General features: G+C 56.6%; 10 protein-coding genes. 5 read left to right on the top strand and 5 right to left on the bottom strand.

Annotated features, from left to right (window positions below; translation table 11 throughout):
* Window positions 1-44 precede the first annotated feature (44 nt).
* A complete protein-coding gene (gene acpS, locus HZA73_09690; protein ID MBI5806305.1) occupies window positions 45-422 on the bottom strand; it encodes a holo-ACP synthase in 378 nt (125 codons plus the stop codon).
* 185 nt (window positions 423-607) lie between these two features.
* Between acpS and HZA73_09685 the strand changes: the two genes are divergently transcribed.
* The 5 genes from HZA73_09685 to HZA73_09665 all read left to right on the top strand — a co-directional run bounded on the left by HZA73_09685 (window position 608) and on the right by HZA73_09665 (window position 9,208).
* Window positions 608-1,621, top strand: a complete 1,014-nt coding sequence (locus tag HZA73_09685) for an NAD-dependent epimerase/dehydratase family protein (protein ID MBI5806304.1) — start codon at window positions 608-610, stop codon at window positions 1,619-1,621.
* A gap of 221 nt (window positions 1,622-1,842) precedes the next feature.
* The gene (locus HZA73_09680) at window positions 1,843-2,571 is read left to right on the top strand and encodes a class I SAM-dependent methyltransferase (protein ID MBI5806303.1); all 729 of its coding nucleotides are present in this window, start codon (window positions 1,843-1,845) and stop codon (window positions 2,569-2,571) included.
* A gap of 439 nt (window positions 2,572-3,010) precedes the next feature.
* Window positions 3,011-4,192, top strand: coding sequence for an aminotransferase class I/II-fold pyridoxal phosphate-dependent enzyme (locus HZA73_09675; protein ID MBI5806302.1), 1,182 nt, complete (start codon window positions 3,011-3,013; stop codon window positions 4,190-4,192).
* Window positions 4,193-4,458: 266 nt separating this feature from the next.
* Window positions 4,459-8,304 (top strand): tetratricopeptide repeat protein, encoded by a 3,846-nt coding sequence (locus HZA73_09670; GenBank protein MBI5806301.1) that lies wholly within the window; start codon window positions 4,459-4,461, stop codon window positions 8,302-8,304.
* A gap of 76 nt (window positions 8,305-8,380) precedes the next feature.
* Window positions 8,381-9,208, top strand: a complete 828-nt coding sequence (locus HZA73_09665) for a hypothetical protein (protein ID MBI5806300.1) — start codon at window positions 8,381-8,383, stop codon at window positions 9,206-9,208.
* 58 nt (window positions 9,209-9,266) lie between these two features.
* On the opposite strand, the gene HZA73_09660 is transcribed toward HZA73_09665, so the two are convergent.
* From HZA73_09660 to HZA73_09645, 4 genes are read right to left on the bottom strand one after another with little or no spacing between them, the layout of a single operon-like run.
* The gene (locus HZA73_09660) at window positions 9,267-10,622 is read right to left on the bottom strand and encodes a radical SAM protein (protein ID MBI5806299.1); all 1,356 of its coding nucleotides are present in this window, start codon (window positions 10,620-10,622) and stop codon (window positions 9,267-9,269) included.
* Complete coding sequence (locus HZA73_09655) at window positions 10,610-11,140, bottom strand: hypothetical protein (protein MBI5806298.1); 531 nt, start codon at window positions 11,138-11,140, stop codon at window positions 10,610-10,612. The genes HZA73_09660 and HZA73_09655 overlap by 13 nt, the downstream gene beginning before the upstream one ends.
* The gene (locus HZA73_09650; protein MBI5806297.1) at window positions 11,137-11,358 is read right to left on the bottom strand and encodes a DUF167 domain-containing protein; all 222 of its coding nucleotides are present in this window, start codon (window positions 11,356-11,358) and stop codon (window positions 11,137-11,139) included. Before HZA73_09650 ends, HZA73_09655 begins: the two co-directional genes overlap by 4 nt.
* Window positions 11,355-11,909: an SET domain-containing protein gene (locus HZA73_09645; protein MBI5806296.1), complete on the bottom strand. Its 555-nt coding sequence runs from the start codon at window positions 11,907-11,909 to the stop codon at window positions 11,355-11,357. The genes HZA73_09650 and HZA73_09645 overlap by 4 nt, the downstream gene beginning before the upstream one ends.
* Window positions 11,910-12,043 lie beyond the last annotated feature (134 nt).

Genomic DNA, 12,043 nt, shown 5'->3' with positions numbered 1-12,043 from the left:
TCGCGTAGTTTCGTGTATTTCGTGGGAAATCGTCGTTTCTTTTCTTAGTGGACGGAAGCCTCCATCACCGCCACCGCGATCACGAACTCTTTTTCGTGCGAGATGGAAAGATGAAAGATGTAATCCTTCCCAAACTCCGCGGCCTTGCCGTGCAGTTTGACGGTGGGGCGGCTCTTCTCGTTGTCCACGATCTCGATCAGGTTGGGATAGACACCCCGCCGGAAGCCGGTCCCCAGGCACTTGGAGATTGTCTCCTTGGCGGCGAATCGGGCGGCTAGGGCCGGGGCCGGGTGCTTGCGGGAAAGGCAGAACCGGGCCTCCTCTTCGGTGAATACTTTCTGCAGAAAACGCCGGCCGTAGGTTTTGTAGGCCTGTTCTATGCGCTCCACCTTGACGATGTCGGTGCCGATGGCAACAATCATGCTGGTCCGTCAATTGGTATTTTATGTTAAAGTGAAGAATGTTTTTTCTGTCCCTAAACCTTATAATTTAACACAAAACGCATAAATGTCAAGCATTATTTAAAGCCACGAAAGCTTTCCCGGCGATATTCCCTGTCCTGTGATTTCTGTTGACAGACCGGCCTGTTTTACATTAAACTTGAGCCATGCCCGACAAAATTTCTGAAAACAAAAAGCCCCTGGCCCTGCTTACCGGCGCCACCGGATTCATCGGCAGCCACCTGGCCGAAGCCTTACTGAACCGGGGGTTCCGGGTGAGGGCCCTGGTCCGCCCCACCAGCGACCTAAGATGGATCAAGGACCTGGAGCTGGAGCTTATGACCGGCAGCCTGCAGGACAATAGTTTTTTGGAGCAGGCCGTCTCCGGAGCAGGTTACATCTTTCAACTGGCCGGAGCGGTCAAGGCCAGGGACCCCAAGGATTTTTATCTTCACAACACCCGGGCCACCATGAACCTGGCCCGGGCAGCTCTGACAGCCGCTCCGGGCTTAAAGCGTTTCCTCTTTGCCTCCAGCCAGGCAACGGCCGGCCCGGCGGGTTGTTTGGATAGACCGGTCTGCGAGCGGGATGAATGCCGGCCTTTGTCCGACTATGGCCGGAGCAAACTGCAGGCCGAGCAGGAGCTGATGGAGCTTTCGGGCAAACTGCCGGTGACCATTGTGCGCCCCCCATCGGTCTACGGCCCCCGGGACACCGAAGTACTGTCGTATTTCAGGTGGGTCCGGAAGGGTCTTGCTATTCTGCCGGGCTTCAGTACCCGCCACGCCCATCTGATTTATGTAAAAGACCTGGTTGATGGAATGCTGCTGGCGGCCGCTTCCCAAAATTCTCCAGGAAAGACATACTTTTTGGCCGAAGATAGATCATATTCCTGGGACCAAATATCGGAGATAATTGCCGGATGTCTGGGAAAAAGAATAGTTAAACTGCACGTTCCCCTGCAGCTGGCCCACCTTTCGGCCATGTTCAACGAAGCCGGAGCCCATGCCCTGAACCGGCCGGCCATGATTACCCGGCAGAAGGTGCGGGAAATGTCGCAAAAATTCTGGACCATTTCCTCGCAGGCAGCAAAGGATGATTTCGGCTTCCAGTGCCGATACGACCTGGCCCGGGGAATGAAGGAGACGGCGGAGTGGTACCGCGCCAACAACTGGCTATGACCGTCCCCCGTCATTCTGAGAACGGCACCCTGTTTGGCTTTTGAAGAATCCTTCCAAATAGCGATAGCCTGAAGTCTATCGCTGGCTATCATCAAGGCCGCAAGTGCGGCCTATGTTGACCCCGATTAATCGGGGTTGATGTTTTACCAGCGATATCATTCATGGTATCGCTTGAAGTAAAAAGATGTGTTTAACAAAGCTTACTAATAACATAGAGAATAATGAAAAACCGTTTGTACAAAGACCTAAGCTGGCTGTGGCCGCTATGGGAAAAGGTGGAGGACTATGCGCCCGAAAGCGCCCGGTTCATCAGTCTCATAAAAAAGCACTGCCCAAAGGCCAAAACTATTTTGGACATCGCCTGCGGCGGCGGCAAGAACGACTACTGGCTTAAAAAGCGCTTTGCGGTGACCGGGGTGGACCTTAGCCCCCAAATGATCGCCCAGGCCAACAAGCTCAACCCCGGGGCCGATTATCACGTTGGTGACATGCGGTCATTTGACCTGAAGAAAAAGTTTGACGCGGTGTTCTTCAACGACGGCATCATCTATATGCAGACCGAAAAGGACCTATTGAAGGCCCTGAAGAACGCCCGCCGCCACCTTAAGCCCGGCGGAGTGATGGCACTGTACGTGGAGGACTGCAAGGAGCGCTTTGAACAGAGCAAGACCTCGGTCTGGCGCTCAAGGTCCGGGGGATACGACATCACCTACATCGAGAACGACCACGACCCCGATCCAAAGGACAGCACCTATCAGATGGCCTTCGTCTACCTGATCCGCCGGGGCAAGCAACTGAGGGTCGAGCATGACACCCACACCGCCGGGCTTTTCAGCCTGGCCCAGTGGCGGAGGGCCTTGAAGCAGGCGGGATTCCAGATAATAGAGGACAGGCCCCAAAAGCTGGGGGATGAGCTGGTGCAGCTGCTGGTGGGGAAGGGTCCCGTTTGATATTCTGGGATCCACGCCGAAAGCATTATGCCCCTTCCGGACATCTTCCGGAGGGGATTTTTTCTTGCTATGCCTGCATTTTTTTAGTATAATAAAAGATTAACTGCTTATCCGGTTTGCTCAGGAAACAGGATGATCAACCGTCAACCAACCAAGGTATGTCGCGTTAAGAACCATCAGTGAGCATCGGAGTTGACGGCGGTTAAAAGCTTGTCTGGCCTGTTTGAGGGATTGGCAAAATCCCGAGTTCAGACAAGCCCGCCGGCAACGAGAAGCGCAGCGCCCGGATGGTTCTTTGCGACGAGCTTTTTCTTTTGGTTCTTTTCTTGTTAGCGGCACAAAAAGAAAAGAACATAACCTGGTTAAATCTGGGTTTTACCATATCCACTATTTATATAGTCATTAAAGATCAAATATTTCACCCCTTCAGAGGTTCTTAATGGATATTTTCAAAAAATGCGTTGACTTCACCGATGCCCGGGATGCCCGGGACGCCGGTCTTTACCCTTATTTCCACCCCTTGTCCTCGGCCCAGGAGCCGGAGGTGATCATCGACGGCCAGAAGATGATCATGATCGGTTCCAACAACTACCTGGGCCTGACCACCCACCCCCGGGTCAAGGAAGCTGCCATCAAGGCCGTCGAAAAGTTCGGCACCGGCTGCACCGGCTCCCGCTTCCTCACCGGCACGTTGGACATGCACAACCAGCTGGAGGCTAAGCTGGCCAAGTTCCTCAACAAGCAGGCGGCCCTGGTCTTCTCCACCGGGATGCAGACCAACCTGGGCGTCATCTCCTGCCTGGGGACCAAGGACGACATCCTGATCACCGACAAATACGACCACGCCTCCATCCTGGACGGCTGCCGGCTGTCCTATTCACCGATGCGCCGATTCCAGCATAACGACGCCCAGAGCCTGGACCGGGTGCTGCAGGGCCTGGACCACGGCAAGGGAAAGATGGTGATCGTGGACGGGGTATACAGCATGGAGGGCGACATCGCCGATCTGCCTGGCATCACCAAGATCTGCCAAAAGCACGGGGCCCGGCTGCTGGTGGACGACGCCCACGCCCTGGGGGTGCTGGGAGCCCATGGCCGGGGCACCGCCGAGCATTTCGGCCTGGAAAAGGAGACCGACCTGATCATGGGCACCTTCTCCAAAAGCTTCGCCGCCATCGGCGGGGTGGTGGCCGGGGATTTTGAGGTGATCGACTATGTCAAGCATTTTGCCCGGAGCATGATATTCTCGGCCGCCCTGCCACCTGCTTTGACCGCGGCCGTCTCGGCGGCGGTGGACGTGCTGCAGGACGAACCGCAGCTGCTTAAAAAGCTCTGGCACAACACCGACAAGATGCTGAAAGGATTCCAGGATCTGGGCTATGACACCGGCTCGGCCTGCACCCCCATCATCCCGCTGATGATCGGCTCCCGGGAGAAAGCCTTCGCCTTCTGGAAGCACTTGATGGACCACGGAATCTTCGCCAATCCGGTGATGTCCCCGGCCGTGCCCGAGGGCCGGGAGATGATCCGCACCAGTTTTTCGGCCGCCCACACCGATGCCCAGCTGGACCGGGTGCTGGAAGAATTCAAGGCCGCCGGCAAGGAACTGGGATTGATCTGACCGAAACAAGTTTACTTTCAAAAAGGAAGCCCGATGGACCTGGGCTTCCTTTTTTTATAATAATGAACACTTTATAACTCATCCCCCTCCCCTTCTCTTGGCAAGAGAAGGGGATAAAGGGGTAGAGTTCATCCCTTTTTTATTTCAATAAATCCTCGATTTATCCTTGACTTTAAAATTGGCTTGTGTTAAGTTTAAATATTAATCTTTGGTTTGAAGACCATTCATAAAATGACAAATTTCACCCTTTACGGAGCCGTTATAACATGTCTCCCTTAGCCGATTTTTTCCTGCTTTCCAAGGAGCAGATACTGCAGAAGGCCGACAAACTGCGGACCGAAGGCAAGCCCGGCAAGGCAGCCGAACTGCTGGCCTCTGGCCTCAAGAACAATATCGAGGACTTTGAACTGCTTACCGCCCTGGCCGGGGCTCATCAAGCCGATGAAAAAGGCCGGGATGCCGCCGCCGCCTTAAAGAACGCCGTCAGCCTGGTGCCTTCGCGTTCCAAGGAAGTACTGGCATCGGCCGAGGAACTTTTTTACAACGGGACCCGCTCGTCTGATCTGGGCGACCTGGCCTTTGAGATGAACGTCTCCCGGCGCAACATCGAGCCGGCCGTTAAAATTCTCAAGACCCTGCCCGACCGGGATGTCGACGCCATGCTTTCCCGCTACGGCAAGATCAAGGAATCCCTGGACCGCTACCAGGGACCGGCCAAACCGGCCGGCACCAGGGCCAAGGACATGGGGGTGCTTTTAAGCCTGGCCCTGCTTTATTACCGCAAGGGCCAGCCTATTCCGGCCTTTGACCTGCTGGATGCCGTGGCGGCACAATCCCCGGAAGATCATCCCCATGTCAACGAGGCCGCCTTTCAGATAGCCGCCACCGGAGCCGGTGTGACCGAAGTGGCCATGCGCTACGGCGACGTTCTGCTGAAGACCGGCCAGAACGAAAAAGCCCTGGAACTTTATTCCGAAGCGGCCAAGGCCCAGGACCCCCAGCCGGTAATAGACCGGTTAAAGAACCTTATGGAAAAAGAACCTGACAACATCGGCGCCCTGGCCTTGAGTATCCAGCTCTACCTGAAGAAACAGCAGGCCTTGCCCGGATTGGAAGCCGCCAAAAGGCTGTGGAAGCTGGATCTGCGCCACCGGGAGACCATCCTGGCCCAGCTGCGGGAGATCTTGAAACTTGATCCCCAGAACACCGATGGTTACATGTTCATGGGCGACTGTGCCCTGGAGGCCTCCAAGACCGACCTGGCCATGACCTCATTTGCCCGGGTGGCCGAACTAGCCCCGGAGCTCTTGTCCCAGGTTCTTTCCCGGTATCATATGATACTGGAAAAATCCCCGGGGAACTTTGAGGCTGCCACCCGGATCATAGACGCCTATTCCGCAGCCGGACAGACCGATCAGGTGGTAAAGTCGCTGAAAGAGATGGTTTCCAAGGATGCCACCCTGGTGGACCTGGCCCTGGAAAAACTGAACGGACTGCTGCAAAAGAATCTGGATCAGCCTTTGGCCCTGGAGTTTCTGGCCGAATGCTACCTGCTGAGAACGGAATTGCTGAAGGCGGCCAGAGTTTACCAGTATCTGGCGGGGTTGGGGAGTGAGTGGCTGGAAAAAGCCCTGCCCAAAATGCAGGGCTTGCTGGCAAAAGAGTTTGACCCGGCCCTGGCCCCCCCGCTGATGGAACTGCTGATAAAGAACAAACGGCTGACGGAAGCGGTGATGCTGGGCGCCGAGCTGGGAAAAAGAAACCCCGCCGGCTGGCCGGAATTCCTGCCATTGCTGGATTCCGTATCGCCCCAGGCCGATCTCCAGTTCAATCAGAATCTGGCCAAGCTATGCCAAAGCCTGGAACAGCAGGGACAGGACCAGCCTGCCGTTCAACTAGTCAAAGCCGCGGCCTGGGCCAGGTCGGGCGATCATCCGGCCGCCGTCGCTTTATTCCTTAAGCTTCACCAACAGCCGGGGCTTTTGGCCCCGGCCAAGGCTTCACTGGTGGAACTGGCCCGGGAGTTTCCCCAATCAGGTCAGCTGCAGCTGACCCTGGCGGAAATGCACCAGCGCGATGCAGAGCCGGCGCCCATGGCCGCCGCCTTGCTGGCGGCCGCTTCCAGCGACAAATCGCTTTTGCCCCAGGTCAGCCTAAAGTTGCAGGAGCTCCTGCGGCAGCAGCCCGATGATCTGCAATTACAGTTATTGCAGATGGAGCTTCTGTACCAGCAGCGCCTTCTGGAAAAGGCTTTTGACCAGGCCAACATTATCGTGGCTAAGTGGCCCGGTACCGGTTCGGCCAAGGCCTACCTGCGGCTGGGACAGATATATCTGGAGAAAGGCGAGCTGACCAAGGCCGGCGGCGGGTTGATGAAGGCTTCAGAACTTGACGGAACCCTGTCGGATGAAGCTTTGCTGAACATCAATAAATTGCTGGAGGTTGACAACACCAGCCTGCCCGGCCATTATGCCCGGGCCAAGGTCATGCTGCATCTTAAACAATACGACAGATCGTTGGACGAACTGCTGTTCGTGACCCAGCGGGAGCCGCGCTGGGCCGAAAAGATACTGGCAGACATCAAGGATATCCAGACCGCCGACCCGGTCAATCACCGGGCGCTGATGGCCGATGCCCAGATAAACATGGTATTACAGAATTACGGCCCGGCCGCATCCGCCTTAAGCCAGGCCCTGGAGCTGGCCCCGGAGACAGCCGACCAGGTGGTGGCCTTTTACCGCCAGATGCTGGCCAAAAACCCGGACCAGCCCCAGGTGAAAATGGCCCTGGCCAAGTCGCTGGTGGTCAAGGACTCTTTGGATGAGGCCGTGGCGCTGATCGAACAATCGTTGTCCAAGGATGCCGCCCTGGCCGAGCCGGCCGTGGGGTTGCTGCGCCAGGTGCTGCAGCGGGACAAGGAAAATGTCGCCGGCCTTTACCTTTTGTCCCGGATATACGCCCAGCGGAACGCCTCCGAACAGAGCGTGGAAATGCTGAAACAGATACTGGATCTAACGGAGGATCAGTCGGCGGAGGTGGCCTCCAGACTGCAGGCCATCATTGACCAATTTCCCCAGGCGGCTCCGGCCCGCTACCTTTTGGCCGATCTCCAGTGCCGGGCCGGTCATTATGACCTGGCTCTGGCAGAATATGAGGCAGTTGTCAAACTGCTCCCTGAGGACCGGCCCAAGGTGTTAGAATCATTGGCCCAGGTTTTGGAGCACAACCCCAACCAGGCCGAGGTGATCTTCTTCCGGGCCCGGCTTTTGGCCGAGGCCGGCGACATAAAATCATCTATAGAGGGGCTGGTGCGGGTCTCGGAGCTGGATCCCTCCCGCCGGGTGGTGGCCGCCGCCGCCATCGAGAGGATGATGGCCCAGCACCGCGACATGCCGGAGATACACGAGGCCCTGGGAATTATATATTTTGAGATGGGAAAGTTCCCCCAGGCCAAGGACCTGCTTTCGGGAGCGGTGAAGATGGTGGAGGACCCGGAACGCCGGACCAGGGTGCTGTTCTATCTGGCCGAAAGTTATCTGGCCCTGCGGCAGGAGGAAAAGGCCGAGGAGATCATGGACCAGGTGCGGAAGCTGAACCCCGATGCCGACGAGGTCTTCCGGGCCCTGCGCCGCTTCAACCTGCGCCGGATGCAGGTGGAGGTGGACAAATCCTACCAGGCCCTGCAGGATGCCCCGGACGATGAGTTCCGGAAACTGGACCTGGCCGGAAAACTGGTGGGGGTGGGCAAGCATGATACCGCCATCAACCTGCTGGCCTTTAAACCCCAGGACAAGGAGACCGCCGGCCGCCGCCTGCTGCTATTGGCCCGGGCCTTCCTGGGCCGGGGCGAGGCGGTCTCGGCCCTGGAAGTGCTGAGGGCCGTGCCCCTGGCCGAGCACCCCTTCAGCCGCTTCCAGATGGATGTCTGCTATCTGCTGGGGCAGTGCTACGAGTACCTGGGGAATTACGCCGCCGCGGTGGCGGCCTACCGGATGATCTACCTGGATCAGACCGATTTCCGGGATGTCAAGCGCCGGATGGAGCAGGCCTCGGGGCTGGCAGTGCTGAAGGAACTGGGGCAGAGGTCTACTGCGCTGGAGGCTTTGGCATAGGCTGGAATAACATAGCGAACAATGACAATGAAAGGCGGTGTTTGCCCGCCTTTCACTTTGTCTGCCCAAGAAAGATATGAAAAACACAAACAGACATATACTGATACTGACCTGGCTTTTCCTTATCTGCACCTCGGCGGCCTTTGCCCAGAGCCCCGACTCCAGCAGCAGCAAGCTGGGCGGTTTTGAGAAAGGTCTGAGCAAGAGGGATAGTACATCCGGCCAAGAGCGGTCCCCGGACACCGATGAATGCAATGAAGGGGAAAGTTTTTGGGGCGAGCTTGTCTTCTTCATTCCCAAGATCATCCTCAAGGCATGCGTGGCCGGATACTGCAGCCTGCCCGGGCCCAATTACGGCCCCTATCCGTATTATTCCGTTTCCTCTTTTACCGCAATGATGGATTGCCAGCCGGCCGCTTATTTCACCGTCAATACGGGATACCAGCACACCTACCGTGACATCCCGACCGCGGTGACGGGGTTTGACTTGTACGCCGGAAGCTTCGTTCTCGGGGCTTCGTATGATCAATACCGGGAGCGGTTGTCCGGAGGGGGACTGTACCAATTTCACAATACCAGTATCAAGCTCGGCCTGCGCAAGGCCCTGGGAGAATACGTGATCTGGCGGAACCACCTGGGCTGGCGCTGGCTCAAGGGCGCCTACGGCCAATCGGCAGCCCTGATCGGGACCGAATGGAAGATATTCACCGACAATCGCGGGGCCATTACCCTGGGCTACGATTATAATTATTTCCCCGAGACCGGAACCTCCTACCACGACTGCGGCGCCTATTACTCGTACTTTGTGAAAAGGATCGAGCTGAAATTCGGGTATCATGCGGCCATGATCTATCGAGGGCCTTCCCTGCATGGGCCTTACGCTGGAGTGAATTGGAATTTCTGATAACAGACAAACGTAAAAAGGAGCGGTCAACAACCGCTCCTTTTTTTCTTCGCCCCAGTTATGCGTTAGACTTGCTGTCCACGCATATCACTTCATTCTGGGTATTGTATATCGGACACCCGCCCCCGCACAGCGGCAGTTTCTGGCACCCCTTGCATTTGTCCATCAAATAGGTTTTGTTGCGGAGATCCACCGCCGGCTTGGCGTTCCAGATCTTCTCCCACCTGTCGGTCAGGATGTTCCCCAGCGGGGCGAAATAGCTCTGGCAGGGGATGACCGAGCCGTCCGGCTCCACGCACATGTTGTAGCGGGCGGCGGTGCAGGTCTTGACACCCAGCTCCAGGTTCACCGGGTCCAGCTGGCAGTACTGGGTGGGCGTGTACCAGATCAGTTTGAGGTCCAGCTGCCGGGCCTTTTCCCGGATCCTCTCCATCAGCGGCACCAGCTCCGCTTCGGTGAAGCCCAGACCGCAAGAGGCTCCCTGCCCGGAATAGATCAGCCCGTTGCAGGCCATGGTGGTGATCCCCAGCTTTTTAAGGAACTCCATGGTCTTTTCCATGCCCTTGGCGTTGAGCCTGGTCAGGGTGGTGTTGGTGATGGTGTAGACCGGCGAGGCCACGGCGTTCTTTATTCCCTTGACCGTGTCCTCAAAGGCCCCCTTGCTGCCCACCATCTTGTCGTGGACCGAGGCCAGGTGCGATTCCAAAGTGATCTGGAAATGGTCCAGGCCGGCTTCGGTCATCTGCTTGACCAGCTTTTTGTCCTTCAGTTTCCGGCCGTTGGTCAAAAGGCCGGTCACCAGGCCGGTCTCCTCGGCATAGGCGATCAGGTCCACCAGGTCCGGCCTTAGGGTGGCCTCGCCCCCGGTAAAGCAGACGTGGGGGATCCCGGTATCCCACAATTTCGACAGGATCTGCTTCCACTGCTGGGCGGTGAGTTCCTGGGGCATCCGGTCCTTGGGCAGGTAGCAGTGGCCGCAGGCGTCGTTGCATTTGTAGGTCAGGGCCAGGTCCATCCGGTAGGGCGCGCTGACCGGGGTCTCGAAGGGCTCGATCCGGTTGATGTCCAGATAGGTCACCGGGCAGACGTCGTCGGTGGAGGCCAGGGCGAAGATCTTCTGCTTGAGCTGGTTGAAATCGTTCTCCAGAACCGAAGATTTCACGCCCCGGTAGCGCTTTACCATCTGCTCCGCCGCTGTTTTGGCGTCGTCGCCTTCTATGATGTGCTTGGCCAGCTCGGCCGCGGTCTGGTTCAGGTGCAGGATCTTGGAGGCGTTGATCACCAGCACCCCCCGGGCGTCGGGCTCTATCCGCAGGTGCAGCCGGAAGAACCGGTCGCCCTCTTGTCCCCGGTAATGATACAGCCCTGAGGCCAGGGGTTTGGCCCGTTGGAAGATGTTCTTCAGCCAAGCCATTTTTTCACCTTTCTTTTTCCCAGTAAAATCACCGGAATTTCCAGCATTACCCCGGCGGTTCCCGGGATTGGAGATAATTGAGAGACCAGTTTATCGCGGTTATAAAAAAACGTCTTATCCAGCAGCCGGGGCAGCCGCTGTCTGATGGGCTCCGCCAGAAGCCCGGCCAGGATGAACATCGGCCCCACCGGGTACAGGGTGATCTTGTATTCCAGGACTTTGAGCCTGAGCATTTTGGGCTTTTGTTCTGAGAACGACCTTTCCGCCAGCCGGCCCCGCAGTTCCCAGTTGTTCCATTGAACTATGACCTGGTCATCCTCGACCCGGACCTGTGACGGCCGTACCCACTCCCGGCTGATCAGGGCCGCGCCCATGGTGGCGGCAAACAGGACAACGATACCCAGAAGTTTGATCAGCAGGACCGGGCTTTGCATGATGAACCCGCTGAGCAGGATGAAGCCTGCGTCCAGCAGGGTCAGGCAGATCAGGATAAGACGGGAATATTTGATGGTCTTCATTCGGTTTTTATCTCCACCAATTTCAGACGCGAGGTCTGGCCCCGGAGGATGGTGACGGCTGTTTTTCTGACCTTGAAATGCCCGGCCAGGAACTCCACCAGTTTTTGATTGGCCTTGCCGTCCACCGCCGGGGCAGTGACATAGACCTTGTACCGGCCGGCTTCTTTTACCAGCTTCTCGGCCTTGGCATTGGGGACGATCTTAAGGTTTATGATCATGACATGTTGCTAAACAGCCTTTTATGTTTTGAATTATGCAAGATCAGTTCGTTCTTTAACGGCTGAGGTACTTTGTTGATCAGCTTTATGGCCGGCTTGATCTTCTTGTCCCATAAGGCCCGCACTCCCCGGGGCAGCGGGTGCCGGCAGCGGAAAGTGCCGCAGCAGTTCTTGGAGCCGCAGGCGCACTGGAATCCCCAGTCCTGGTCATAAAAGACCCGGTAGTCGTAGGTGGCCTCTTCGCCTTTCTTGATGTCCCGGACCACGATGTCGTATCCCTTCCCGGTGTCCAGGATGTTGGAATCGCAGCAATGGTTCATGTATTTGGAGTCGCCGCAGGGCATCACCACCGAGCCGTTCTTGACGGTGTATGCATGGAACAGCAGTTTTTCCTTTTGGGCGGGGAATAGTTTTTGAAAACTGGCCTTGGGCGTAACTTTGCAGTTATGGCATTCAAAGAACACGATGGTTCCCCGGGGGATGAATTCCCTGGCGAAAAGCCCCTGGCCTTTGTTTTTGATCTTCTTTACCGTAAAAAGTGGAGCTAACATAACGTTTGGTATCAGTAATTTTTGTTTATGATTTAATTGTATATGTTTGTCCAATTAGCTAAGAAAACTGGTTGTATACCCGGTGCCAACCCCGGTTGTCGCGTTAAAAACTTGTGATGAGTTTATCGAATCAC

The sequence above is a fragment of the candidate division TA06 bacterium genome, from assembly GCA_016235665.1.
GTDB lineage: Bacteria > Edwardsbacteria > AC1 > AC1 > EtOH8 > UBA5202.
This window is presented reverse-complemented; position numbering and strand designations above follow the sequence as displayed.

Excerpts from the sequence above, each read along its gene's own strand:
- acpS (MBI5806305.1), bottom strand. The coding sequence starts at position 422 with ATGATTGTTGCCATCGGCACCGACATCGTCAAGGTGGAGCGCATAGAA.
- HZA73_09660 (MBI5806299.1), bottom strand. The coding sequence starts at position 10,622 with ATGGCTTGGCTGAAGAACATCTTCCAACGGGCCAAACCCCTGGCCTCA.
- HZA73_09645 (MBI5806296.1), bottom strand. The coding sequence starts at position 11,909 with ATGTTAGCTCCACTTTTTACGGTAAAGAAGATCAAAAACAAAGGCCAG.
- HZA73_09680 (MBI5806303.1), top strand. The coding sequence starts at position 1,843 with ATGAAAAACCGTTTGTACAAAGACCTAAGCTGGCTGTGGCCGCTATGG.
- HZA73_09670 (MBI5806301.1), top strand. The coding sequence starts at position 4,459 with ATGTCTCCCTTAGCCGATTTTTTCCTGCTTTCCAAGGAGCAGATACTG.
- HZA73_09675 (MBI5806302.1), top strand. The coding sequence starts at position 3,011 with ATGGATATTTTCAAAAAATGCGTTGACTTCACCGATGCCCGGGATGCC.
- HZA73_09685 (MBI5806304.1), top strand. The coding sequence starts at position 608 with ATGCCCGACAAAATTTCTGAAAACAAAAAGCCCCTGGCCCTGCTTACC.
- HZA73_09665 (MBI5806300.1), top strand. The coding sequence starts at position 8,381 with ATGAAAAACACAAACAGACATATACTGATACTGACCTGGCTTTTCCTT.
- HZA73_09650 (MBI5806297.1), bottom strand. The coding sequence starts at position 11,358 with ATGATCATAAACCTTAAGATCGTCCCCAATGCCAAGGCCGAGAAGCTG.
- HZA73_09655 (MBI5806298.1), bottom strand. The coding sequence starts at position 11,140 with ATGAAGACCATCAAATATTCCCGTCTTATCCTGATCTGCCTGACCCTG.